Below are 24,223 nucleotides of genomic sequence, written 5' to 3'. Positions count from 1 at the left end.
ACCGGGTGTGAACCGTGGTGAACGGGTGTGCGGCGATCGGCGGGTTCGGGGAGCGTCCGGCGGGTACTCCTGCGAAGATCGGGCCGAGGGGGTGTGGGTGGTGGACGGTACGGCCGTGTCCGGTGCGGGGGGCGGGGTGCTCGGGCGTGTGTACTCGCGAGCACGGACGATCCTGCGCCCGGTGCGGCGGCTCGCGGCCGACCGCCCGTTGCTGCGGCAGCTGAGCCGCTACGCCGTCGTCGGCGGGCTCGCGACGGCGCTGAACGCGGTGCTGTTCCTACTGCTGCGGCCGTGGCTGGCGGCCGTCCCGGCGAACGTGGTCGCGCTCGTCGCGACGACCGCGCTGAGCACCGAGCTGAGCCGCCGCTTCGCGTTCGGCGGGCCGCGCGCCTTCCGGCTGCGGGAATGGGTGCAGGACGTCGGCACCGTCGCCTTCTACGCCTGCTACAGCTCCGTCGTGCTGCTCGGGTTGCACGCGCTGGCCGTCGACCCGACCCCCGCCGAGGAGGCCGCCGTGCTCGTGCTGGCGAGCCTCGCGGGCGGGCTGCTCAGGTTCGTCGTCCTGCGGTTCTGGGTGTTCGACCTGCGCCCGCGGTGCGGCGCCGACCCGGTGGCCCCGGGAGGTGAGCCGCGGTGTCCGGCGATCTGACCCCCTTCGACCTGACCGTCGGTGGGCCGGGCGAACAGGTGTCGGTGCACGGCGTGCGGGGCGGCGACGGCCCGCCGGTGCTGCTGCTGCACGGGTTCCCGCAGACCCACGCGATGTGGGGGCCGGTCGCGGCGGATCTGGCCCGCGACCACACCGTCGTCGCGACCGACCTGCGCGGCTACGGCGCATCCGGGCGTCCCGAGGCCGGCCCCGACCACGCGGGCTACTCGTTCCGGGCGATGGCGGGGGACCAGGTCGAGGTGATGCGCCGGCTCGGGTTCGACTCCTTCACCGTGGTCGGGCACGATCGGGGCGCCCGGGTCACCCACCGGATGCTGCTCGACCATCCCGGCCGGGTCCGGCGGGCGGCGCTGCTCGACATCCTGCCGACGGCGTACGTCTACTCCCACGTCGATCGCGCCCTCGCCACCGCCTACTACCACTGGTTCTTCTTCATCCAGCCGGCCGATCTGCCGGAGCGTCTGATCGCCGGTGACCCGATCGGCTACCTGCACCGGCTGCTGGGCGGCTGGGGTTCCGGGCTCGACGCGCACCCGGCGGAGGCGCTGGCGTCCTACGAGCGCGCGTTCGCCGATCCCGCGGCACGGCACGCGATGATGGAGGACTACCGCGCGGGCGCCTCGATCGACCTCGAACACGACGCCGCCGACGCCGAGGCCGGCAACCGGATCACGGCCCCGACCCTCGTGCTGTGGGGGGAGTCGGGGGTGGTCGGCGCCAACGCGGAGAGCCCGCTGGAGGTCTGGCGCCGGGCGGCCGCCGATCCCGCTCTGGTCAGCGGCCGGGCGGTCGCACAGGCCGGACACTTCCTGGTGGACGAGCGGCCGGCCGAGACGCTCGCCGCGATCCGCGGCTTCCTCGCCGGGCAGCAGACCGGTTGACGGGTCCGTGGCGGGCAGGCCCCGCCGGTACCGGGCACACTCGGACCCATGCGACGCACCACGCTGTCCAAGGCCCTGATCGGGACCGTCGCCGCGCTGGCACTCGTGTCCACCACCGCGGCGTCCTGCGGGGGAGGTGAGGCACCCGCACCGACCCAGCAGGAGCAGCAGCAGGGCGGTGACGGCGACGACCAGGACGGCGACGACCAGGACGACTGATACCCCGGCGCGACAGGTGTCACGGGCGCGCCCGGAGCCTCGGTACGGCAGGGGCATCGGTACGGCAGGCATCCGGGAGGCGGCGTATCGCGGGCCCGGTGCGCCGCCGGCCTGGCGCGCACCGCGGGCCCGGCACCGTCGGGGACGGCCGGGCCCCCGGCGTCGTCAGCCCTTGACGGCGTGCACGATCCCCCAGGTGAGCTTGCCGGCGTTCCCGCCGTCCACCCAGTGCTGCAACCCCGCCTTCATCGCGGCGATGTAGTCCTCCGAGATGGCGGCGCCCAGCTCCGGCTCGCGGGCGACCAGCTCCTCCCGGACCCGCCGGTAGTGCGTCGGCAACTGTCCGGCATGGTCGTGGAAGGTCACCGCGGACGCGCCGCGGCGCTCCAGCCCGGCGGTGTAGAAGCCGGGGGTGGCCATCGTCGACAGCTGGATCCGGTCCAGGATCGGCTGGATCGAGGACTGGTCGAGCCCGTCGACCGCCATCGGGTCGGTGAACACGGCCCGGCCACCGGGCCGGAGCACCCGGACGACCTCGTCGAGCACCCGGTCCCGGTCGCCGGAGTGCAGGAACGCGTCCTGCGACCAGACGACGTCGACCGAGCCGTCCTCGACCGGCACGTCCTCGAAGGTGCCGGTCGCGACGGTCACCAGGTCCTCCAGGCCCTGCTCCCTGGTGAGCCGGATGTTGCGGTCGTTCTCCACGGGCGACAGGTTCAGGCAGTGCACGCTCACCCCGAACCGGGTGGCGAGCTGGCGGGCGGCGCCCCCGTAACCCGACCCCAGGTCGAGGATCCGGTCCCCGGCACCGACGCCGGCGACCTCCGCCATCCGTGTCACCGTGCGGCGGCTGGCGGTGGCGATCTCCTCGTCCGGGGTCTGGTAGAGACCGACGTGGATGTCCTCGCCGCCCCAGACCAGGGAGTAGAAGTTGTCCGCATCGGGGGAGTCGTAGTAGCTGCGGGCGGTGTGCTCGGCGGTCCGGGCCCGGGTCACGGCTTCTCCACCTCCGCCGGCTCCACTGCCGAGTCCAGGTCCTCCTCCAGGTAGGCCTTCTCCGCGATGTGCACGAAGAAGTCCGGCTCGTCGTCGGCGTAGCTGGACTGGAAGTCGCCGTAGGTCTCGATCTTCTGGAAACCGACCTCGTGCATCAGTCGCCGGGTGTAGTCCTTGCGCAGCGGGAACATGTTCAGGTGGTACTCGGACCCGTCCGAGAACTGGTACCGGAACCGGGCGAGTCCGTCGTCGACGTACTCCGGCTCGGCGACCACACCGTCACCGCAGTAGTAGTACTGGTGCTTCGAGGAGAAGCCGTTGTCCAGGATCGCGTCGTAGTTGCGCTGGTCCAGGACGAGGACGCCGTCGTGGCGCAGCATCGCGTAGAACTCGGCGAGCGCCTTGCGGCGGTCCTTCTCGGAGAACAGATGGGTGAACGAGTTCCCCAGGCAGATGATCGCGTCGTACTCGCCGTGCACGTCACGGTTGAGCCAGCGCCAGTCCGCCTGCACGACGCGCAGGATGTGCCCGCCGAACTTCATGCCGTTGTCGAACGCCTTGGCCAGCATCTCGGCGCTGCCGTCGGCGGAGACCACGGTCTCGAAGCCCTCCTCCAACAGGCGCACCGAGTGGAACCCGGTCCCCGTCGCGACGTCGAGCACACTGCGCACGCCGCGCTGACGCAGCTGCTCGACGAAGAACCGGCCCTCGCTCTGGTAGCGGGCCCGCCAGTCGATCAGCTCGTCCCACTTGTCGACGAAGGTCTGCACGTACTCGTGCTTGTAGTGGGTGGACTCCCGGACCTCGGTCGGGGAGTCCCCGAACTCCTGGACGGTCCTTCCGAGCTCGGGCAGCTCGCTGTCGGTGCGGTGGTCGGCCGTCATGTACCGCGTCTCCTCGACAAGTCTTCGGGTGCTGCGGGTCGGACCGACGGTAAAACGGACAGTGGCCCCCCGTCCGGATCGGTGCGAGCGGCCTGGATCGGACCCTGCCGTTGTGTTATACGCAACTAACCTGGAACCGACGGTGGTTTCCGTCACATTTCGGAGCCGTTGCGGGCGTGGTCACGTGTCCGCTGCGCGGGCGGTCCGACCAGTGGCGGGATCGGGTGTGGTCGCACCGCCCGCCTCCGTGCCGCTCGCCCCGAGCGCCGTGACGACGCGCACCGCGACACGCCGCACACGTTTCGCCCGGTGCAACGCAAACAGATTCTGTGACCTCCACCACTGTATGGATTCGAAGTTCACCCGTTCGCGGCAACGGCGCCACTCCACGGGTGGTCGAACATGCCGCCCGGTTCGATGAAGGTGCGGTCCGGCCCGGGCCGGCCCACGGACCGGTGGCCCGCGGCCCGCGACCACCGCCGGGTGTCCGCGAGCCGGGCCTGCGACGAGGTCACCGGCGCACTACCGTCGGCTCCATGGCGAGCGACGACGGGACCGGCGAGTTCGTACGCGACCCCCTCGGTGTGGCCGAGCGGATCACCGCCGACGGGTCGTCACCATGGCCGGTCGAGGCCGGGCGCTACCGGCTCGTCGGCGCCCGGGCCTGTCCCTGGGCGAACCGGGTGATCATCACGCGGCGGCTGCTGGGCCTGGAGGACGCGATCTCGCTCGGCATCGCGGGCCCGCTGCACGACGAGCGGAGCTGGCGCTTCCATCTCGACCCCGGCGACGTCGATCCGGTGCTGGGCATCGAGTACCTGCGGGAGGCCTACGAGAAGGCGATCCCCGGCTACGACAAGGGCGTCACCGTCCCGGCGATGGTCGAGGTGTCGTCGGGCAAGGTCGTGACGAACGAGTACGCCGCACTGGAACGCGACCTGTCCACCCAGTGGCGGGCACTGCACCGCGACGGCGCCCCGGACCTGTGGCCGGACCCGGAGGCGATCGAACGGATCGGCGAGGGCGTCTTCCACGACGTCAACAACGGCGTCTACAAGTGCGGCTTCGCCTCCACCCAGGCCGCCTACGAGCGCGCCTTCCGGGCACTGTGGGCCCGGCTGGACGAGCTCTCCGAGTACCTTGCGACCCGCCGCTACCTGGTGGGGGACACCATCACCCAGGCCGACATCCGGTTGTGGGTGACGCTGGTCCGGTTCGACGCGGCCTATCACGGTCACTTCAAGTGCAACCGGCACAAGCTGACCGAGCTGCCCGTGCTGTGGGCCTACGCCCGGGACCTCTTCCAGACGCCCGGTTTCGGCGACACGATCGACTTCGACCAGATCAAGCAGCACTACTACGGCGTGCACACCACGATCAACCCGACCGGTGTGGTGCCGCTCGGGCCGGACACCGCGGGCTGGCTGACCCCGCACGGCCGGGAGGAGCTCGGCGGCCGCCCGTTCGGCGACGGCACGCCGCCCGGGCCACCACCGGCGGGAGAACGGGTCCCGGAGATCGGCTGAGCCCGCCCCGACCACCCGTCCGCGCCGCCACGGGCACCGCGGCCCCGCCCACGCGGGGCTGTCACGATGGACCACGATGCGCGTACACCCCCACCCGGTCACCGGGGCCCGCCGGCGTGGCGCCGGGCTGCTCAGCGCCGCCGTCGTCGGTGCGCTCGTGGCCGGGGCGGTGACCCTGGTCGTGGGCGCACCGGCCCTGACCGCCGGTACCGACGGCAGGCCCCCGCCGCCGGCGGCCCCGCCCGCGGGCGCCGGGCAGGTCCGGCAGGTCGTCGACACCTGCGCACCCGAGGTCGCGAAGCTCTCCCCGCGCGATCGGCTGGCGCAGCGGCTCATGGTCGGTGTGGACGCGTCCGACCCCGAGGGGGCCGCGTCGATCGTGCGGGACTCGAAGGTCGGCGGGGTGTTCCTCGGCGGGAACGGCACCGCGCTGCTGCAGCCGGGCCGGATGCAGGCCCTGCAGGACGCGTCGGCGCTCCCGCTGGCGGTCGCCGTCGACGAGGAGGGCGGCCGGGTCCAGCGGATCGACGAACTCGACGGTGACATCCCCAGCGCCCGGGAGATGGCCCGGTCGAACACCCCGGACGAGGTCACCGGGATCGCCCGCGAGCGCGCCGAGCAGCTGAAGGCCCGCGGGGTCACCTGGAACCTGGCCCCCACGGTGGACGTGTCCGACCAGCCGCGGACGTCGGTGATCGGCGACCGCGCCTTCTCCGACGACCCGCAGACCGTGATCCGCTACGCCCGCGCCTGGGCCGAGGGCCAGCAGGCGGGCGGCGTGTTCGGCGTCCTCAAGCACTTCCCCGGGCACGGCAGCAGCTCCGGTGACTCGCACGAGGGCTCGGTGAGCACCCCGCCGCTGGAGCAGCTGCAGCGCAGCGACCTGCTGCCCTACGAGGCGCTGGTGGGTCCCGGCGCACCGCTCGAGGGCCGGGTGGGGGTGATGCTCGGGCACCTCGACGTCCCCGGGCTGACCACCGACGTCCCCACCAGCGTGGAGCCGGCCGCCTACCGGCTGCTGCGCGAGCAGTACCGGTTCGACGGCGTCGTGATGACCGACGACCTGGGTGCGATGAAGGCGATCACCGACCGGTTCGGGCTGGCCGAGTCGACGTCGCTGGCGCTGGCCGCCGGCGCGGACATCGCGCTGTTCTCCAACGTCACCCCGGTCGGCCCGTTGCTCGACGCCGCCGAGCGGGCGCTCGGCGACGGCCGGATCACGGCCGGGGCGAACGACGCGGCCGTCGCCCGGGTGCTGGAGTCGAAGGGGCTCTGCACCCGGGGCTGAGCGCCGCGTGGCACCGGGCCACCCGGCCGCCGGGGCGCGCCCGGACGGTGGTGGCGCGGTGCCGCCTCGGTGCCCCCCGCCGCGCGCGGACGACCGGCCCCGTCCCACCCCCCGACAGTGGGACGGGGCCGGGGCTCAGGAGGCCATGTCCAGGCCGCCGTTGACGCTGATCACCGAGCCCGTGACGTACCCGGCGCGGTCGTCGACCAGGAACTGCACGGCGCGGGCGATCTCGTCGGCCTGGCCGAGCCGACCGACCGGGATCTTCGAGATGATCTTCTCGAGGGCCTTCTCCGGCACCGCGGCGACCATCTCGGTCTCGATGAAGCCGGGAGCGACGCAGTTGACCGTGATGCCCTTGCGGGCGACCTCCTGGGCCAGCGACTTCGAGAAGCCGATCAGCCCGGCCTTCGACGACGCGTAGTTCGCCTGGCCGACCGAACCGGTCTGGCCGATCACCGAGGAGATGTTGACGATCCGGCCGAACCCGTTGCCGGTCATGTGCTCCAGCACGGCCTTGGTCATGTAGAAGGCGCCGGAGAGGTTGATCCGCAGCACGGCGTGCCAGTCGTCGACGGTCAGCTTGCGGACGGTCTTGTCAACCGTGATGCCGGCGTTGTTGACCAGGTAGTCGACCCGGCCCTTCTGCTCCAGCACCTCGGACACGACGCGCGAGCAGTCGGCGGGCTCGCCGACGTTGCCCTGGTGCACCGAGACCGAGGCGCCCTCGGCGCCCAGCTTCTCCTGCAGCTCCTCCGCGGCCTTGGAGTTCGAGGAGTATCCGGCGGCGACGTGCACGCCCTGGCGGGCCAGGGCGGTGGTGATGGCGGCGCCGATGCCGCGGGCACCTCCGGTGACGATGGCGACGCGCTGGTCCGGGTGGGTGTCGGAAATTGCGGTCATTCCGTTCCTCCTGTGGTCCCGCTCGTGGCGGTGTCGAGAGTGCGCTTCATGCCCCGTGCCACGGCGTCGGCCAGGTAGGGCCGCAGCTGGTCCGGGGTGACGATCCGGTGCACCGAGCCGACGCTCTGCGCCCGCTCGATGGAGTGCTTGGTGTCGAACTCCTCGGCGACCTCACCGAGCTTCTCCGAACGGACGTCCGGCCGGAGCGCGGCGAGCTCGCCACGCAACCGGGCGGCGCCCGCCTCGTCACCGGCCTCGGTCGCCTCGGCGATCCGGGCCTCGAGGCCGGTGATCCGCTCGTCCTTCGCGGTCCGGTCGTTGACCTCGCTCGCAAAGACGACCGCGGCGGCCGGCGCGCCGCCCAGCACGGAGGCGTACGACCCGGTGATCGCGGCGACCTCCATGTTGTCGTTCAACGTCCCGGAGAACACGACGAACGCGCCGCCGTGGTAGCGGGACACGACGCAGAACACGATCGGCCCGTCGAAGTTGACGATGGCCCGGCCGATCTCGGCGCCGAACTCCAGCTGCAACCCGCGCAACGACTCCGGCGAACCGTCGAACCCGGACAGGTTCGCCAGCACCACCAGCGGCCGGTTGCCGGACGCCGCGTTGATCGCCCGCGCGCACTTGCGCGAGGAACGCGGGAACAGCGTGCCCGCCGTGAACTGCGACGGGCCGTCCACCGGGCTCGGGCCGCGCCGCGGCAGCGGTCGCGACTCGATGCCGATCATCGCGACGGGCTGCCCGCCGAGATGCGCGTCGAGCGCGACGACCGACTCGGCGTCGTGCATGTCGGCCCACCGTTCGGACGTCGGGTGGTCGGCGTCGGCGACGCCGCGCAGCACCGACCGGATGTCGAACGGCTTCTTGCGCTCCCGGTTGGTCTCCGGCGCCCAGATCTCGCCGAGCGTGGCGAACTCGCAGCCCGGCCCGGAGTGCGGGGCGGTCGTGACGTCCCGGGAGACCGGGTCGGTGGTCGGCGCCGGCCGCGGGAACCGCTCGCCGGGCAGCGTCCAGGTGTGTGCGTAGTGCGTGAGCAGCACCTGCACGGCACCGGAGAGGTCCGGCGCCCAGTACTGCGCCTGCCCGTTCGGGCCCATGATCCGGTCGTAGCCACCGATGCCGAAGTTGTCCTCGGCGGAGACACCGCCGGAGAAGTCCAGCGAGTGCTTGCCGGTCAGCACCATGGCCGAGTCCGGCGTCATCACCAGGATGCCCTTGGTGTGCATGAGCATCGTGGCCTCGGCGTTCCAGTAGGGCTGGGCGCCGACGTTGATGCCGGTGACGACGACGTTCATCTCGCCGCCGTCCTGGGTGAACTCGATGATCCCGCGCAGCACCCGGGAGATCCAGTCCATGTTCTCCGTACCGGAGTCCATGGCGATCTTCGCGCCGGCCGAGACGGCGAACCACTCGATCGGCACGTCCAGCTCGCGGGCCAGGCGGATCGCGGCCAGCACCCGGCGGCACTCCGGCTCGGCGATCGCACCGAGCGCGCGGGTCGGGTCGCCCAGCAGCACGATCCGGCGCATGCCCTCCGGGTAACGCCGGGTCGGCACCGTGACGACGCCGAGCACGATGTTCGCGGTGTTGCCGCCGGGTGCCCGGTCGACCGGGTGCGGCACCCCGTCGGCGTCCAGGTCGTACTCCTGCCAGCTGCCCGGCCCGGCGTCGATCGGGGCGGTCAGCAGCGGGACGATCTCGTACGGGTAGACCGCGCCGCGGCGCCGCGCCTTGAGCACCTTCTGGTCGTAGGAGTCGAGCTCGCGCATCGGCTCGGTCGGCGGCTGGTCCAGCCGGACGGTGAGCCCGGCGCCGGGCGGACGGGACATCCGCAGCAGCATCGACCGCGGCCCGTCCTGGCCACCGGTTCCGACGCTCGCGTCGGCCGAGCGGAACTCCACCAGCACCTGCTCCAGCCCCAGGTTCGCGGTGCGCGGCGCGAGCTTGCGCACCACCGAGTCCAGCTCGGCCAGCGGCACGTCGACCTCCGGCCAGACGTAGAGCTGGATCCGGTTCCACGACGTGCGGGCGAGCGTCCGGTCCCCGGCGCGCGCGCTGCGCAGCGAGTTGATGCAGGCGTCGAGCGCCCGCTCGAACTGCGGCAACGAGCGGATCCGGCCGGTCTCGTCGTCGCGCAGCACGGTGAGCTCGCGGACGTCGGCCATCGCGACCAAGCGGTCGTCGGCGGTGACGTTGCGGCCGACCGCACGGAACAGGTGCACATCGGTGGCCGCGGGCAGGCGGGTCAGCTCGAAGTCACGGAAGCGCCACAGCCGCAGCCGGTCGGCGACCAGCGGGTGCATGCCGCGCAGCCTGCGGTCCTCGACGAGGTCGCCGTCGTCGTCCGGCCGGAAGGTGAACCAGGTGGGCGGCTCGGCGGCCTCCCCGGTGTCGGCACCCGGGTTCGGCCGCACCGCGACCGCCACCCGGTGCAGCGCCGCGGGCACCCGGCCGAGCGCCGCCCGGACCCGCTCGGCGCGGGCGTCCGGGTCACCCCCGTCGTCGGCCTTCGTGGAGGTGACGTAGAGGTCGACCAGCGCGGTGCGCCCGCCCTCCAGCTCCCCGACCCGGCGCCGCAGCTCCTCGGCCGTGGCCAGCGCGCCGCGCGGGTCGTTGTTGTCGATGACCGTGGCGAACAGTGTGCGGTCGTTGCCCAGGTGCTGGTAGCGCGCGGTGAGCAGCGGACGGCCGGCGTGCTCGGTGAGCTCCAGGTCGCGCAGCGGGCGGACCCGGTAGTAGCGGCGGGTCATCACCTCCAGCAGCACCGCGTCGTGCCGGGCTCCGAAGGCACCGAGGATGGGCTCCGAGGAACCGACCAGCGCGTCGATCCGCCGGGCGCGGTCGGCGCCGTCCGGGGCGGCGGCGAGCGCATCCAGGGTGTCCCGGACCTCGCGCAGCGCGCGGGTCCGCTCGGCGGCCACGACCGGCGCGTCGAACGCGCGGTAGCGGACCAGGCGGGCGGTGTCGCCGACCACCGGATGCCGCAGCTGGGTGGCGACGACGAGTTCGTCGAGCGTGCGGAGGTACTCCTCGCGGGCCGACGCGGACAGCCCCGCGACCGACTCCGGGTGCCGCAGCCGCCAGTTCAGCAGGTCCAGCACGACCGGCACCTGGTGCGGGGCGCGGCGGTGGGCCAGGAACATCCGGTAGAGCGCCGGGCCGAGCTCCGGGTCGGCGGAGATGTCGGTGACGCCGTAGTGCGCCAGCGCCCGGCGCAGCTTCGCCTGGAACGACTCGGGCAGGCCCTCGTGCTCGGCGTCCCGGCTGCGCAGGTAGGCGTACAGGTACTCCTGCGGGTTCCGCTCGGTCTCACCGGTCTCGTCGTCGGTCTCGGAGCGGTTGCGCGAGAGCGCGCACAGGTCGGCGAAGATCCGCAGCACGGTCGTCTCGCCGGCGAGGACGGCCGGGTCGTCCATCGGCAGGGCGTCCCGCGCGGCGGCGAGGCGCCGCAGCTGGGGCCGGGCCTGGCCCTCGTCGACGTCGAAGCCGAGCACCTGGAAGCGCAGCGCGGACAGCGCGTCCGCGGCGGCCGCGGCCGGGTCACCGGAACCGTCCGCGGTGCCGAACGCGGAGAACCCGACCCGCTCACCGGAGGCGGCGACGGCACCGGCGTCCGGGTCGGCCAGCGGCTCCAGCCTGAGCAGCTTCGTGCCGCCGTCGACCTGGGTGTTCGCCGGCACGAGCACCTCGGCGACGGTGCCGTCGAACGGCGCCCGCAGCGAGGTCTCCAGCTTCATCGACTCGACGACGGCGAGCGTGTCGCCCTCGGCGACGGTGTCACCGGCCGAGACCGGCAACGCCACCACCATGGCCGGGGCCGGGGCGCGCACGATGCCCGCCTCCCCGCCGGAGATGCGGTGCACGGCACCGTCGACCTCGACCAGGTAGTCCGGCCCCTGGGCGACCGACAGCACCGTCCAGCTCTGTTCACCGACGGTGAGCCGGCGCTCGTAGGCGCCGTTGCGCTCGACGTCGACGTCGACGACCTGGGCAGCACCGTCGAGCTCGACCCGGTAGCGGCCCGCCCGGGTGCGGGCCACCCGCAGCTTGTAGGACTGCCCGGCGGCCGTGACGTCGGTCTGGTGCCAGGTCTCGTACCCGACCTCCGGCCGACCGGCCTCGGCGGAGCGGAACAGCCGGTCCTGCTGGCGGGCGACGTGCCCGTCGTGCGACTGGACGGCGGTGGCCAGCAGCGCCACGTCGAGCCGGCGCGGAGGCGTGTAGCCGGCCGCCATCATGGTGTCCAGCCACGTCGTCTCGACCTGGCCGGAGCGCAGCTCGTCGCGGTCGAGCAGGTCGAGCAGGAACGCCTTGTTGGTGGAACCGCCGTCGATCACCGCCGCGGTCTGGCGTAGCGCCCGGGACAGCCGGGCCCTGGCCTCGTCGCGGTCGCGGCCCCAGGCGATCACCTTGGCGATCATGGAGTCGAACTGAGGGGGGATGACGTCACCGGCGGCGACGCCGGTGTCCACCCGGATGCCCGGGCCGCTCGGCAGGGCGAGATGCTCGATCCGGCCGGGCGCCGGGGCGAACTCGCGCTCCGGGTCCTCCGCGGTGAGCCGGGCCTCCATCGCCCAGCCCTGCGCGGACGGCACGACGCCTGCCGACGTGCCGCCCGCGGCTGCTGTCGACGTGCCGCCCGCGGCTGTTGTCGATGTGCCGCCCGCGGCCAGCGCCCATGTGCCGCCCGCGGCCTCCGCCAGCGTGCCGCCCGCCGCGATGAACAGCTGGAGCTTCACGATGTCCACACCCGTGCACGCCTCGGTGACCGGGTGCTCGACCTGCAGCCGGGTGTTCACCTCCAGGAAGGAGAGCAGCTTCTCCTCGGGCTGGTAGAGGAACTCGACCGTGCCCGCGTTGACGTAACCTGCGGCCCGCGCCAGATCGGCGGCGGCGTCGCGGAGCAGCCGGTCCTGCTCGGCGTCCAGTGCGGTGGAGGCGGACTCCTCGATCACCTTCTGGTTGCGCCGCTGCACCGAGCAGTCGCGCACCCCGAGCGTCCACACGTCACCGGTGGCGTCCGCGACGACCTGCACCTCCACGTGCCGGCCACCGGCGACCGCCCGTTCCATGAACACCGTCGCGTCGCCCGCGGTCCGCGCCGCCTCCGACGCCGCGCGCTCGAACGCCTCGTCCAGCTGCTCCGGCCCCGCCACGAACCGGATGCCGCGACCGCCGCCACCCGCGGTCGCCTTCACCATCAGCGGGTAGCCGATGGACTCCCCGGCCTTGCGTGCCGCCTCGATGTCGACCACCGGGCCGCCGGACCACGGGGCCATCGGCACGCCGACCGACTCGGCCAGCTGCTTCGACGCGATCTTGTCGCCGAGCCGGCGCATGACCTCGGCCGACGGGCCGACGAAGGTGATCCCCAGCCGCTCGCACAGCTCGGTGAAGTCGGCCTTCTCCGACACGAAACCCCAGCCGGGCCAGACCGCGTCGGCCCGGGTCGTGCGCAGCGCGCGCTCCAGCTCGTCGTGGTCGAGGTAGGGGCTCGGGCCCATGTGATCGGGATCGTCCGGTCCGATCAGGACGGCTTCGTCGGCCTCCCGTACGTACATCGCGCGGCGATCGACCGCGGTGTACAGGGCGATGGTGCGCAGGCGCCGGTCGGGCGCGTTCTGGGCGTTCCACTCCCGGACGGCGTTGATCAGTCGCATGGCGGGCTCGCCGCGGTTGACGATGGCGATGCGCGAGAACATGGCGGTTTTCACTGCTCCTGACGTGGGCGCTGCTGCGGCGGCGGTGACGGCGGGTCGGTGGGACGGGGCGAGGATCGCCCGCACCGTCCTACCGGTCGGGACCTATCCTCGTCACTCGCCGAACGCGATGCGAACGTCGTCGGACGTCGGAGCCGTCGCGGAAGCCTGCCCCGCTGCACCGGCCGGGTCGAGGAACACCTCGGGCGCCATCACGGCCGGGTCGACCTCCAGCACCGCGTAGCCGCCGACCGCCCCGGCCCCGAACCCCGGAGCGAAGATCCGGGTACGGCCGGTCACGGCGCCGTCGGCGACGGCGTCGAACATCGCGATCGGGATGGACGCCGCCGACACGTTGCCCATCGACTCGATGTTGAAGTACAGCTGCTCGGCCGACAGGCCTGCCTTGGCCGCGAGCTGCAGGATCATCGTCTTGTTGGCCTGGTGCGGGACGATCAGGTCGATCGCGTCGAGCATCGAGCCGCCCGCGGCACCGTCCGGCCCGGGCTGTTCGGTCAGCTCGGAGATCATCTGGGCCAGGTAGCGGGAGACCAGCGCCTTGACCTCGGGGCCGTAGACGGTGATGTCGTTGTCGAACTCCGGGTTCGGCCAGATGATCGAGTTGACCTCGGAGGCCGGGCCGGATGCGTAGGTCTGCAGCAGGTCGACGTCGCCCGGCTCCCCGTCGGGGGCCGGTGCGACGACCATCGCCGCCGCACCGTCACCGAAGATCATCCGGGAGGTCCGGACGTTGCCGATCTTGTCGGAGAACTTCTCCACGCAGACCAGCAGCACCGGGCGCCGGACCTCCTGCAGCTGTCGTACGGCCTCGGCCAGGCCGTAGGGCAGACCGGCACAGGCGGCGATGATGTCGGCCGAGCAGTGCGTCTGGAACAGGCCCAGCTCGCCGGACAGCCAGGTCGACAGCGACGGGATCAGCCGTCCGCTGGTGCAGGTCGCGACGAGGACCGCGCCGATCTCCTCCCGGCGGCGCCCGGAGTGCTCCAGCGCCCGGACGGCGGCCGACCAGGCCAGGTCCTCGATGTCCAGCTCGGTGTAGCGGCGCTGGTCGATGCCGGTCTTGGCGGAGATCTCCTCGGCACTCATCGGGGACCAGGAGAACGCGGTGTTCCGCACGACGTCGGAGTTGGAGCACACGTGCTCACCACGGACGACGGCGAGCGCCTCGAGCTTGGGCTGCACGGCGAACGCCTCGCGGACCCGGACCGGGGGCAGCGGGGACTCCGGGGCCACCGGCTCGGACCGGGTGGCGAGCCGGCCGCGGCGGGGCGGGCGGGCACCGGTCGCGCGGTCCAGGAACGCCTCGACGTCGCGGTTGCGCGGGTGGAACGCGACGACGTGGTCGTCGTCGCCGATCTCCTCGGCCGTGCGCAGCTCGGTGGCGGCCCGGTCCCAGGGGTACTGGTTGTGCAGCACCATCGCCCAGCGGGTCAGCGCCTCGAGCTCGGGGACCTCGGCGTGCGCGTTGAGGATCCGGTTGAACGAGAAGACCGGGTAGTCCGGGTCGTGCCGCGGGACGACGAAGGTCATCGCACCCGGGGTGGCGAGGAACTGCTCGACCGTGGGCTTCACCGCGGGCAGTTCGGTCGCGTGGTGGCGCCGGTGCCCGAAGACGTCGAACAGCAGGTCGAAGATCTTCCGCTCGGTCGCGTCGTCCCAGGTCGGAGGCAGGACGTCGAACGCCTCGCGGACGGCGCGCACCTTCTTGTCGCCGTCCTCCCACGGGGTGAGCACCGGCAGGAACACGTCGGGACGGTGCCGCGGCAGGTCCCGCCACCGGGTCGGCCGCTTCTCGAACATCGTCATCGAGAACCGGTTGACCCAGAAGAGGTTCTGGCTCATGTCCCGCAGCAGGCCGAAGCGGCTCTCGTACGCGCCGGAGGTGATGCGCTCGAGGATCTCGGTCCCGGTGGGGGCCTTGGCCTCGAAATCACGGCCGACGATTGCCGTGAATTGGTCGAGATCATCGATGACCGAGAAATCGAGCTCGGCGAGGAAATTGGCGGGAAAGACCAGACGGTCGTGGTTGTTGACCACGAACGGCTTCATGGGCGACCTCCAGGGCATCGCAGGCCTGACGGGAATCGCCAGGCCGGACGCGTGCTCGAGCCGGGCGAGGAGTTCGGATGCGGTGCGTGCAACGGTATCGGCGGACGGTCACGATCGGAATGTGATCCAAGCCCTGGAGTGTGCGCGCTCACGGAAAATCGGTCAACTCCGACGGTTACCGGAGAGAATGTTACCGAGTAGTTCTACCGGCAAGTTCTGTATGCATTTCCGGTGAAACGGCAGGTCGACGACGGGTCGGTGTCCAGAGTGGACGGCGATGCGGGGGCGCCGGGCCCGCGCCGCACATGCATCCGCGCTATGCGCCCGGGTGGGCGGAAGTGTGCATCGCCACGGTGCGGGACCCTGACGAGAAGGCCTCCGGCGTGGTCGTTCGCCCGTCGGCGGTCTTCCCGGGGTCAGTGTCGGCAGGCCGCCGGTTCCCCGGTCGTCGGCCGGGCGGGACCCCCGGCGGTGCCGTCCCCGGTGCCCTGCGCGGGTTGCGGGGCGGGTGCCGGGGTCAGTGCGACCAGCAGCGTCGCCACCAGCCCGGCGGCTCCCGCGCCGGCGAACGCGATCGTGTAGGCGATGCCGGCGGGCAGGATCCCGTCGTCGAGCACGAACGCCGTCGTCACCGCGGTCACGAACGCGGTGCATGCGCTGGTCCCCAGCTGCCGGGCCAGCGTGTTGAGGCTGTTCGCCGCGGCCGTCTCCGACTCCGGCACCGCACGCATGATCAACAACGGGATGCTGGAGTAGGCGAGCGAGGCGCCGATCGCGGTGACGATCGAGACCAGTACGAGCAGCCAGACCGTGCCGGGCAGGGTCGCGAAGGCCAGGTTCCCGGCACCGAGCAGGAGCGTGCCGAGCACCAGCGTGGTGCGCGGTCCGCGGCGGCGCGACAGCCGGGCCGACGCCGAGGAGAACAGCACCATCGAACCGCCCATCGGCAGCAGCACCAGGCCGGCGACGACCAGTGACTGGCCGAAGCCGTAACCGGTGTCCAGCGGTGCCTGCAGCAACTGCGTGATCAGCACGAAACCGGCGAACATGGAGAAGCCGACCAGCACCGTCGCGGTGTTGGTCAGCAGCACCGCGGGCCGCGCGGACACCCGCAGATCGATCAGCGGCGCGGGTGATCGCAGCTCGTACCAGCCGATGACGGGTGCCAGCAGCAGCGCCGCGAGCGTCAGGCCGATCACCTGCGGCGACGTCCAACCCCACTCGTTGCCCTTCGAGACGGCGAGCAGAACGGCGACCAGCACCGCGCCGATCCCGATCGCGCCGACGGCGTCGAACCGCCCCCCGGGCCGCTGCCCGGACTCGGCGACCAGGCGCAGGACCAGCACGATCTGCAGGAGCGCGAGGGCCGCCGCCCCGGCGAACAGCCACCGCCAGTCGGTGAACTGGGCGACCACACCGGTGATCGGCAGTCCGATCGCGCCGCCGAAACCGAGCGAGGACGACATCAGGCCGACGCCGAAGCCGACCCGTTCCGGGGGCAGGATGTCGCGCATCAGGCTCATCCCCAGCGCGATCACGCCGAACGCCGCGCCCTGCAACACCCGGCCGACGAGCAGCAGCCCGATGCCCGGGGCGAGCGCACCGAGCAGCGACCCGACCCCGACCAGGCCGAGCGCGACCAGCAGCATCCGGCGTTTGCCGAACATGTCACCGAGGCGCCCGAGCACGGGCGCCGACACCGCGCCCGCCACCAGGTTCGCGGTGATCAGCCAGGACGCCGTCGACGGGCTGACTGACAGCAGCTCCGGGAACCGGGGGAGCAGCGGGACGACCACCGTCTGCAGCAGCGACACCAGTACGCCACCGGCGGCGAGTACGACGATCGCGACCGTCGGGCGGGCGCCCGGTGGGCTGCCCGACGTGGCCGGGTCCTGCGCTGGGCGGGTTCGGGCCCGGAACACGCGACCTCCGTGGGCGAGAGAGAAGTGGTGGTGCCCGATCAGATGAGCACGCCGTCACGTCCCGCGGCAACCGGGAACTTTGCAATGCCACCGATCTCACGAGCGTCTCACCGGTGTCACGGTCGTGTACCGGGCCGCTACGGTGCGGCCTCGTGGAGATCCTCGCCAGCCGCGCCATCCTGCGTCCCGCCGATCCCGCGACCGCGGTCGCCTTCTACCGCGACACCCTCGGGCTGGCGATCTCCCGGGAGTTCCCCGGGGGCACGGTCTTCTTCCTCGGCAGCGGGTTCCTGGAGGTGTCGGCGTCGCCCTCGGAGGCGCCGGACGCCGCGCCGGGGACCGACACCGGTGGGCTGCGGCTGTGGTTGCAGGTCCGCGACCTCGACGCCACGCACGCCGAGCTGGTCGCCGCAGGCGCCCGGGTGCTGCGCGGACCGGAGCTGGAGCCGTGGGGCCTGCACGAGATGTGGGTCGCCGACCCGGACGGCACCCGGCTCGTGTTCGTGCAGGTGCCACCGGAGCACCCGATCCGCCGCGACGTCCGCGGCGACCGGGCAGGGGCCACGGACCGCGCGGCAGACCCCCGGTGAGTCCCCGGCGCGACCCGGTGGGCGGAGCGACGCCCGCTCGACGAGGACGGCGACCGTGAACCGACGGCGCTCCCTCGCCGACGGAGTCTCCGAGGAGTTCGTGCAGCTGTGGTCGGAGCGCCGCCCGTGCGTCCTCGTGACCACGCGCCGCGACGGCACCCCGCACGCGGCGCCGGTCGGTGTGACCGTCGACCTCGACGAGCGGATCGCCAGGGTGATCTGCCGCGGCGGGTCGCAGAAGGCGCGCAATGTGGCCGCCGCCGGGCCCGGTGGTGCCAGGGTCGCCGTCTGCCTCGTCGAGGGCCGCACCTGGTCGACGCTGGAGGGGGTCGCCGTCGTCCGGGACGAACCGGAGATCGTGCGGGACGCCGAGCGCCGCTACGCGGCCCAGTACAAGCAGCCCCGGCCGAACCCGGAACGGGTCGTGCTGGAGATCGTCGTCGACCGGGTTCTCGGCAACGCCTGACCCCGCGCGCCCGCGGACGGGGGATACTCGGAGTCGTGGACCTGCCGGAGACGACCTTCCTCGGCCACAGCACGCTGCTTCTGCGGATGGGCGGGCGCACGGTCCTGACCGATCCGTTGCTGACCCGGGCGGTCGGGCCGTTGCGCCGGATGGTGCCTGCCGTGCCCCCCGGGGCGCTCGCCGAGGTCGACCTGGTCCTCATCTCGCACCTGCACGCCGACCACCTGCACCTGCGGTCGCTGCGGCTGCTGCCCCGCGACACCGAGGTCGTCGTTCCGGCCGGCGCGGCCGGGTGGGTACGCCGGCGCGGCGTGCCGCGGGTCTCCGAGCTCGCCGTCGGCGGGACCAGGACGTTCGGCGGGTTGCGCGTCACCGGCACCCCGGCCGAGCACTCCGGGCACCGCTGGGGGCCGCGGCTCACGCACGGCCCGCAGGCCGAGGCGATGGGCCACCTGCTGGAGGCCGACGGGCTGCGCGTCTACGCGGCCGGTGACACGGGGCTGTTCCCCGGTCTGGACGACGTCGCCGCGCAGGGGCCGATCGATCTCGCGGCGCTGCCGGTGTGGGGCTGGGGGCCGAGCCTCGGGCCCGGGCACCTCGACCCGGTGGGCGCCGCCGAGGCGGTCCGCAGGCTCGCACCGAAGGTGACCCTGCCGGTGCACTGGGGCACGCTCGCCGTCGCCGGCCTCTGCTCGGTCCCCGGCCGGGCCGGTGCCCGGATGCGGGAGCTGCTGGTGCACCCGCCGCACGAGTTCGCCGCCGCCGTCACCGAGGCCGGGCTGCCGACCCGCCCACTGGTGATCGAACCCGGCGCTCGCATCGGGGCCACGGTGTGAGCGCGCTGTCGGCCGGGCTGACGGCCGTGCTCGCCGCCGCCCCGCTCCCGGCCGAGGAGTGGATCGACGCCGAGCTGACGCCGGACGCCGGCCGGGTCGCCTATCTCGTCGTCGGCGGCGGGGTGCTCGTCGGTTCGATCCTGCCGATCGTGCCGACCGGCGCGATCGTCGGCGCGGCCGCGGCGACGGCGATGACCACCGACACGCTGTCCCTGCCGCTGGTGCTCGGTCTGGCGTTCGTCGCCGCGCTGGCCGGGGACGTGGTGACCTTCGCGGTCGCCCGCCGGGGCAGTGCGTCGGTGCTCGGTGCGGTCGCGGGTGGCCGGTTCGGCGGGGAGCGCACCGGGGCGCGGGTGGCGCGGATGCGGTACGCGTTCGCCGAACGCGGCTGGCTGCTGGTGCTGGTCGGCCGGGTCGCCCCCGCCGGGCGCGTGCCGACCCTGATCGCGGCCGCTGCCTCCGGGATGGCCTGGGCGAGGCTGCTGCCCGCGGTCGCCGGCGGCGCCGTGCTGTGGACCCTGCTCTACGGCGTACTGGGCGTGCTGAGCGGCAACCTCACCGATTCACCGGTGGTGGCCGCGGGGATGGCGGTGGGACTGGTGGTCGTGGTCGGGGCCGTCTCGGCGCTCGTGGGGCGGTTGCGGGCCCGGCGCCGCGAGCGGCGCGCCCGTGAGTCGGGGGAGCCGGCGGCCGCACCGGGGTGAGCCACCCGGCCGGGGCACGGGGCGGGGCGCGTGCCGGCGGCCGGCCCGACGCGGGGGGCCGGGCCGTAGGAGGACCGGCCGGACGCGACGGGAGGGATGCCGCGCCCGGCCGGAGCGGGTGGTGTCAGTTGCCGTCGCCGAAGGGGTTGAACCCGAAGGGCAGCTCGCCGCCCGGGGCATTGCTGGACCCGTTCCGCGCGTTCGCCGCGGCGGTGTCCTCGACGCTGCCGAGGGTGACGGGAACCTGCCGGGCGTCGTCGCCGGCGCCGACGGTCAGCGTCACCTGCTGGCCTGGGGTGAAGTTGCCGATCCGGGCGATGAGGTCGGCGAAGCTCGACACCCGGTACTCGTCGACCTCGGTGACGACGTCACCCGGGCGCAGGCCGGCCTGCTCGGCGGCCGATCCGGGTTCGACGCCCGCGATCTCGGCCCCGCCGGTCGCGGCGCCCCGCACCGCCGTCACCGATCCGCGCACGCCGAGCTGCGGCTTGGTGGCGACGCCGTCGGACATGAGCTCCTGGGCGACCCGCTTCGCGGTGTCCACCGGGATGGCGAAGCCCAGCCCGATCGAGCCCTGGCCCTGCCCGGTGGTGGCGATCGCCGAGTTGATCCCGACGACCTGCCCGGCGAGGTTCACCAGCGGGCCGCCGGAATTGCCCTGGTTGATCGGGGCGTCGGTCTGCAGGCCGTTGTAGACGACCGGGGCCGCACCGTCGCCGCCCGCGGCGACGGTCCGGTTCAGGGCACTGATGATGCCCGCGGTGACCGTGCCGGACAGGCCCTGCGGCGAGCCGGTCGCGACGACCTGTTCCCCGACCTGGACGCCCGCGGACTCGCCGAGGGTGGCGGCGGTCAGCCCGGAGGCTCCCTGCAGCCGGATGACCGCGAGATCGTAGCTGGGGGAGGTCCCGACGACCGTCGCCTCGTGGCGGGCGCCGTCGGCGAGGGTCACCGTGATCTGGCCGCCCCGGGCGGCGCCGGACACGACGTGGTTGTTGGTGAGCACCTCGCCGTCGGCGGTGAGGATCACGCCGGAGCCCTCGGAGACGCCCTGCGGGGTGCGGACCTGGATGTCGACGGTGCTCGGCCGGATCGCGGCGGCGGCGCCGGCGATCGAGCCGTCCGCCGGCTGGGCCGGGGTGCCCGGGGCGGGGGCGCTGGCCAGGGTCTCCGGTCCGGAGCCGGACGACCCGAACACGGCGTAGGCGCCACCGAAACCGACGCCGCCACCGACCAGGCCCGCCGCGAGGGCGAGTGCGACGACGCTCGCGCCGAACCGCTTCGTGGGTGGCTGGGCCCGGGGGGTGCTCTGCGGCGGGAACGGCGGGTACACCGAGGTGGGCGGGCCTCCCGCGCCGTGCGTGGGAACGCCCGGCCGGGGCCCGGCCGCCGCCCACCCGGGGGACGGACGCCGCTGCTCGGTGTCGCTCATCTCGGGTGCCTCCTCTGCGCGGGTGTCGTCGGCGTGGCCGGTTCGCGCGTCGCCGGAACGTCCCTCGGGCCCGGTGGGCCCCGGTGCTCCGCCCACGGAGCTGCTTGCGCCGGGGACGCCTCCCGGACCCGGCCCGTGCTCGGTCATGCCAGTACTGTGCGGGTCGACCCTGAGACGATCCTGTGATCGTGCTGGGAATCGCTGCGGGGTTCGGGGTGCGGGTGCCCTGGGGCGCTACACGAGTTCGACGATCGTGGCGTTCGCCGTCCCGCCGCCCTCGCACATCGTCTGCAGCCCGTACCGGATCCCGCGGTCGCGCATGTGGTGCACGAGCCGGGTGAGCAGGACCGTCCCGGAAGCCCCCAGCGGGTGCCCGACGGCGATCGCCCCGCCCAACGGGTTGAGCCGGTCGGGATCGGCGCCGAACTCGGCCTGCCAGGCCAGCGGGACCGGGGCGAAGGCCTCGTTCACCTCGAACGCGCCGATGTCGGCGATCGAGAGCCCGGCCCGGCCCAGCACCTTGTGGGTCGCCGGGAGGGGCCCGGTGAGCATCCGCAGCGGGTCGGCGCCGGACACCGCGCCGGAGTGGTACCGCACGATCGGGGTGAACCCCAGCTCGCGGGCACGCTGCGGGGTGGTGACCAGGACGGCCGACGCACCGTCGGAGATCTGCGAGCTGTTCCCGGCGTGGATCACGCCGTCCGCCGCGAACGAGGGGGTCAGCCCGGCGAGGGTGTCCACGGTCGTGCCGCGGCGGAGACCCTCGTCGGCGTCGAACCCGGGCGCCCCGGGGACCGGGACCAGCTGGGCGTCGAACGCCCCGGAGTCGGTCGCGGCGGCGGCGAGCTCGTGCGAGCGGGCGGCGTACTCGTCGAGCCGGGTGCGCGACAGCGACCAGTCCCGGGCGATGCGCTCCGCACCGACTCCCTGGTTGAAGTCGGCGTTCGGGAACTCGCCGGAGGTCAGGTCGGCCCGGTAGCGCTCCCGCACCAGCGGGCCGTACGGGCGTCCCAGCTCCCGTCCGGAGCCCAGTGGCACCCGGGTCATCGACTCGACACCCCCGGCGACGACGACGTCGTACTGCCCGGCCAGCACCATCCCGGCCGCGAAGTCGAACGCCGACTGGCTCGACCCGCAGGCGCGGTTGATCGTGACGCCGGGCACCGTCTCCGGCCAGCCCGCGGCGAGCAGCGCGTAGCGGCCGATCTGCGCCGACTGGTCGCCGACCTGGTTCACGCACCCCCACACCACGTCGTCCACGACGCCGGGGTCGATCCCGGTCCGCTCGGCCAGTGCGGAGAGCACCGCGGCGGACAGGTCGACCGGATGGACCTCGGCCAGCGCGCCCTTCCGTTTCCCGATCGGCGTGCGGACGGCCTCGCAGACGACGGCCTCGGGCATGGGTCCTCCTCGGTCACCGGTGACGCGGTTCGTTCGCGACGCTAAGCCATTCCGGAGCCGACCGTCGCGCCGCCGTGAGAGGGCGGTCACAACGGGTCGGGGTCGAACGGATCTGGATCGGTGCGGTAACGTCCGCTGCGTACGCGAAGGGGAGTAGCTCCCAACGCTGCGCTCGACATACTGGGCATGCCCTCGACGGTGGGCCCCGGGCGCGGCGGCCTGACCACCACCAGGCGAGCGAGACCTTCGATCCGGCAGCGCCGGATCGGGGGTTCCCATTCTCTCGGTCCGGAGCGAGATCGAGGGATGGACATGGACGGTTTCCTGGTCGCGTTCGCGGTCAGCTTCGGTGTCATCTTCGTGGCCGAGCTCGGCGACAAGTCGCAGCTCATGGCCCTGACGTTCGCAACGCGCTTCAAGGCGGTCCCGGTGCTCCTCGGGATCACCATCGCCACGTCGGTGACCCACCTGGTCTCGGTGGCGGTGGGCGTCGGCCTGGGCGCGTCCCTCCCGACCGGCTGGATCGCGCTGGTGGCGGCGGTCGCGTTCGTCGGCTTCGGCCTGTGGACCCTGCGCGGGGACAGCCTGACCGACGACGAGGAACGCAAGGCCGCGCGGGTCGGCGGGTCGGCCGTGATGGCGGTGACGGTCGCGTTCTTCCTGGCCGAGCTGGGCGACAAGACGATGCTGGCGACGATCACGCTCGCCACCCAGTACGGCTGGTTCGGTGTCTGGCTCGGGTCCACGCTGGGGATGGTCGCCGCGGACGCGATGGCCATCGTCGTCGGGCGCGCGCTCGGCAGGCGGTTGCCGGAGCGGGTCATCTCCATCGGCGCCGCGGTGATGTTCTTCGTGTTCGGTGCCTGGCTGTTCGTCGAGGCGGTCCCCCAGGTCTGGGGCCCGGGCGCCTGGGTGTCGGCCTTCGGGTCGATCGACGACCGGGTCGCCGGGTGGGCGGCGGTGGTGCTCGGCGTGCTCGCGGCCGGTGTCACGGTCTGGCTGCGCCGCCGCGCGCACCGGGCCCGTGGCGAGCGGCGGCTCGACATCGTCCGCGCCCCGGGCAGTCCGGCCTGGTGGGTCCGCGTGCTCGCGGTCCTCGCCGCGCTGCTCGGTTTCGGTGCCCCGCTGCTGGTCGCGCTCGGCGTGCTGGAGCCGATCGCGGTGCTGGCGCGACCGGGGGTCGCGGTAATCGGGGCCGGGCTCCTGCTGTTCGGGTTCGCGGTGGTCGCGACCGCCATGCTGCAGCTCGGGACGGTGTGGCAACGGTCCGCGCCGGAGGCGGGGGCGGTCGTGGCCGGTGACGTGGAGACCGCCCGGCGGCCGGTGCTCGCGACCGGGGGCCTGCACAGGCGGGTGCGCAATCCCGCTCTGACCGGCCTGATCGTGGGCTGCGCCGGGATGCTGCTCATCTCGCCGACCCTGCTCGGCGTGCTGGCCGGGGTGCTGATCCTGGTGGCCGTGCAGATCCAGGCCCGCGCGGTGTACGAGCCGGGGCTGGCCGGTGCGCTGGGCGCCGAGTACGAGGCCTACCGCAACCGCACCGGCCGTTTCCTGCCGAGGCTGCGCGTGAGTCCCGGGCCGGGCCCTGGGCCGGACGCGGACGTGGGCCGTGGGCCGGGCACGGAGTCGGGCACGGAGCGCGACCCTGATCCCAGCCGGACCCACTGAGCAGCCTCGACCCCCTTACTCGGTACGCCGTACGAGAAAGTTGGTACGGTGTACCGGGTCGA

18 protein-coding genes are annotated in these 24,223 nt (G+C 73.3%); 10 read left to right on the top strand and 8 right to left on the bottom strand.

The window, feature by feature from the left end:
* Nucleotides 1-115 precede the first annotated feature (115 nt).
* Genes AB0J24_RS20150 through AB0J24_RS20140 form a run of 3 tightly spaced genes read left to right on the top strand, consistent with a single transcriptional unit; the run spans nucleotide 116 to nucleotide 1,770 of the window.
* Nucleotides 116-649, top strand: a complete 534-nt coding sequence (locus AB0J24_RS20150) for a GtrA family protein (RefSeq protein ID WP_358683488.1) — start codon at nucleotides 116-118, stop codon at nucleotides 647-649.
* Entirely contained in the window at nucleotides 634-1,551 is a 918-nt protein-coding gene (locus AB0J24_RS20145) for an alpha/beta hydrolase (protein WP_358683486.1), read from the top strand. The genes AB0J24_RS20150 and AB0J24_RS20145 overlap by 16 nt, the downstream gene beginning before the upstream one ends.
* Nucleotides 1,552-1,599: 48 nt before the next feature.
* On the top strand, nucleotides 1,600-1,770 hold the full coding sequence (locus AB0J24_RS20140; RefSeq protein WP_358683484.1) for a hypothetical protein: 171 nt from the start codon (nucleotides 1,600-1,602) through the stop codon (nucleotides 1,768-1,770).
* 165 nt (nucleotides 1,771-1,935) lie between these two features.
* On the opposite strand, the gene AB0J24_RS20135 is transcribed toward AB0J24_RS20140, so the two are convergent.
* Both AB0J24_RS20135 and AB0J24_RS20130 read right to left on the bottom strand, forming a co-directional pair.
* A complete protein-coding gene (locus tag AB0J24_RS20135) occupies nucleotides 1,936-2,766 on the bottom strand; it encodes a methyltransferase domain-containing protein (protein ID WP_358683482.1) in 831 nt (276 codons plus the stop codon).
* A complete protein-coding gene (locus tag AB0J24_RS20130; RefSeq protein WP_358683480.1) occupies nucleotides 2,763-3,650 on the bottom strand; it encodes a class I SAM-dependent methyltransferase in 888 nt (295 codons plus the stop codon). The genes AB0J24_RS20135 and AB0J24_RS20130 overlap by 4 nt, the downstream gene beginning before the upstream one ends.
* A 536-nt stretch (nucleotides 3,651-4,186) precedes the next feature.
* Here AB0J24_RS20130 and AB0J24_RS20125 point away from each other — a divergent pair.
* A complete protein-coding gene (locus AB0J24_RS20125) occupies nucleotides 4,187-5,176 on the top strand; it encodes a glutathione S-transferase C-terminal domain-containing protein (protein WP_358683478.1) in 990 nt (329 codons plus the stop codon).
* A gap of 76 nt (nucleotides 5,177-5,252) precedes the next feature.
* Nucleotides 5,253-6,464 (top strand): glycoside hydrolase family 3 N-terminal domain-containing protein, encoded by a 1,212-nt coding sequence (locus tag AB0J24_RS20120; RefSeq protein ID WP_358683476.1) that lies wholly within the window; start codon nucleotides 5,253-5,255, stop codon nucleotides 6,462-6,464.
* Nucleotides 6,465-6,599: 135 nt separating this feature from the next.
* On the opposite strand, the gene AB0J24_RS20115 is transcribed toward AB0J24_RS20120, so the two are convergent.
* The 4 genes from AB0J24_RS20115 to AB0J24_RS20100 form a co-directional block, all read right to left on the bottom strand.
* On the bottom strand, nucleotides 6,600-7,367 hold the full coding sequence (locus tag AB0J24_RS20115; protein WP_358683474.1) for a beta-ketoacyl-ACP reductase: 768 nt from the start codon (nucleotides 7,365-7,367) through the stop codon (nucleotides 6,600-6,602).
* Nucleotides 7,364-13,075, bottom strand: a complete 5,712-nt coding sequence (locus AB0J24_RS20110; protein ID WP_358683472.1) for a biotin carboxylase N-terminal domain-containing protein — start codon at nucleotides 13,073-13,075, stop codon at nucleotides 7,364-7,366. Before AB0J24_RS20110 ends, AB0J24_RS20115 begins: the two co-directional genes overlap by 4 nt.
* Before the next feature lie 111 nt (nucleotides 13,076-13,186).
* A complete protein-coding gene (locus AB0J24_RS20105) occupies nucleotides 13,187-15,142 on the bottom strand; it encodes a 3-oxoacyl-[acyl-carrier-protein] synthase III C-terminal domain-containing protein (protein ID WP_358683470.1) in 1,956 nt (651 codons plus the stop codon).
* Between the two features lie 416 nt (nucleotides 15,143-15,558).
* A complete protein-coding gene (locus AB0J24_RS20100) occupies nucleotides 15,559-17,064 on the bottom strand; it encodes an MFS transporter (RefSeq protein ID WP_358683468.1) in 1,506 nt (501 codons plus the stop codon).
* A gap of 152 nt (nucleotides 17,065-17,216) precedes the next feature.
* Between AB0J24_RS20100 and AB0J24_RS20095 the strand changes: the two genes are divergently transcribed.
* From AB0J24_RS20095 to AB0J24_RS20080, 4 genes are read left to right on the top strand one after another with little or no spacing between them, the layout of a single operon-like run.
* Complete coding sequence (locus AB0J24_RS20095) at nucleotides 17,217-17,654, top strand: VOC family protein (protein WP_358683466.1); 438 nt, start codon at nucleotides 17,217-17,219, stop codon at nucleotides 17,652-17,654.
* A 55-nt stretch (nucleotides 17,655-17,709) separates the two neighbouring features.
* Nucleotides 17,710-18,120: a TIGR03618 family F420-dependent PPOX class oxidoreductase gene (locus tag AB0J24_RS20090; protein ID WP_358683464.1), complete on the top strand. Its 411-nt coding sequence runs from the start codon at nucleotides 17,710-17,712 to the stop codon at nucleotides 18,118-18,120.
* Nucleotides 18,121-18,155: 35 nt separating this feature from the next.
* Nucleotides 18,156-18,956, top strand: a complete 801-nt coding sequence (locus AB0J24_RS20085; RefSeq protein WP_358683462.1) for an MBL fold metallo-hydrolase — start codon at nucleotides 18,156-18,158, stop codon at nucleotides 18,954-18,956.
* A complete protein-coding gene (locus AB0J24_RS20080; protein ID WP_358683460.1) occupies nucleotides 18,953-19,660 on the top strand; it encodes a VTT domain-containing protein in 708 nt (235 codons plus the stop codon). The genes AB0J24_RS20085 and AB0J24_RS20080 overlap by 4 nt, the downstream gene beginning before the upstream one ends.
* A 124-nt stretch (nucleotides 19,661-19,784) precedes the next feature.
* Here the strand turns inward: AB0J24_RS20080 and AB0J24_RS20075 are convergent, their stop codons facing one another.
* Nucleotides 19,785-21,092 (bottom strand): trypsin-like peptidase domain-containing protein, encoded by a 1,308-nt coding sequence (locus tag AB0J24_RS20075; protein ID WP_358683458.1) that lies wholly within the window; start codon nucleotides 21,090-21,092, stop codon nucleotides 19,785-19,787.
* 234 nt (nucleotides 21,093-21,326) lie between these two features.
* Nucleotides 21,327-22,493, bottom strand: a complete 1,167-nt coding sequence (locus AB0J24_RS20070) for a thiolase family protein (RefSeq protein WP_358683456.1) — start codon at nucleotides 22,491-22,493, stop codon at nucleotides 21,327-21,329.
* A gap of 312 nt (nucleotides 22,494-22,805) precedes the next feature.
* Between AB0J24_RS20070 and AB0J24_RS20065 the strand changes: the two genes are divergently transcribed.
* Nucleotides 22,806-24,161 carry a TMEM165/GDT1 family protein gene (locus AB0J24_RS20065; protein WP_358683454.1) on the top strand — a complete coding sequence of 452 codons (1,356 nt, stop codon included), beginning with the start codon at nucleotides 22,806-22,808 and terminating at the stop codon, nucleotides 24,159-24,161.
* The last annotated feature ends 62 nt before the right edge of the window (nucleotides 24,162-24,223 follow it).

The sequence above is a fragment of the Pseudonocardia sp. NPDC049635 genome (genome assembly GCF_040659795.1).
Classification (GTDB): Bacteria; Actinomycetota; Actinomycetes; order Mycobacteriales; family Pseudonocardiaceae; genus Pseudonocardia.
Note: the sequence above shows the minus strand (reverse complement) of the source record. Positions and strands in the feature narration are given on the sequence as shown.

Coding starts and splice junctions, on each gene's coding strand:
- AB0J24_RS20140 (WP_358683484.1), top strand. CDS start 1,600: ATGCGACGCACCACGCTGTCCAAGGCCCTGATCGGGACCGTCGCCGCG.
- AB0J24_RS20110 (WP_358683472.1), bottom strand. CDS start 13,075: ATGTTCTCGCGCATCGCCATCGTCAACCGCGGCGAGCCCGCCATGCGA.
- AB0J24_RS20105 (WP_358683470.1), bottom strand. CDS start 15,142: ATGAAGCCGTTCGTGGTCAACAACCACGACCGTCTGGTCTTTCCCGCC.
- AB0J24_RS20130 (WP_358683480.1), bottom strand. CDS start 3,650: ATGACGGCCGACCACCGCACCGACAGCGAGCTGCCCGAGCTCGGAAGG.
- AB0J24_RS20115 (WP_358683474.1), bottom strand. CDS start 7,367: ATGACCGCAATTTCCGACACCCACCCGGACCAGCGCGTCGCCATCGTC.
- AB0J24_RS20125 (WP_358683478.1), top strand. CDS start 4,187: ATGGCGAGCGACGACGGGACCGGCGAGTTCGTACGCGACCCCCTCGGT.
- AB0J24_RS20075 (WP_358683458.1), bottom strand. CDS start 21,092: ATGAGCGACACCGAGCAGCGGCGTCCGTCCCCCGGGTGGGCGGCGGCC.
- AB0J24_RS20070 (WP_358683456.1), bottom strand. CDS start 22,493: ATGCCCGAGGCCGTCGTCTGCGAGGCCGTCCGCACGCCGATCGGGAAA.
- AB0J24_RS20120 (WP_358683476.1), top strand. CDS start 5,253: ATGCGCGTACACCCCCACCCGGTCACCGGGGCCCGCCGGCGTGGCGCC.
- AB0J24_RS20065 (WP_358683454.1), top strand. CDS start 22,806: ATGGACGGTTTCCTGGTCGCGTTCGCGGTCAGCTTCGGTGTCATCTTC.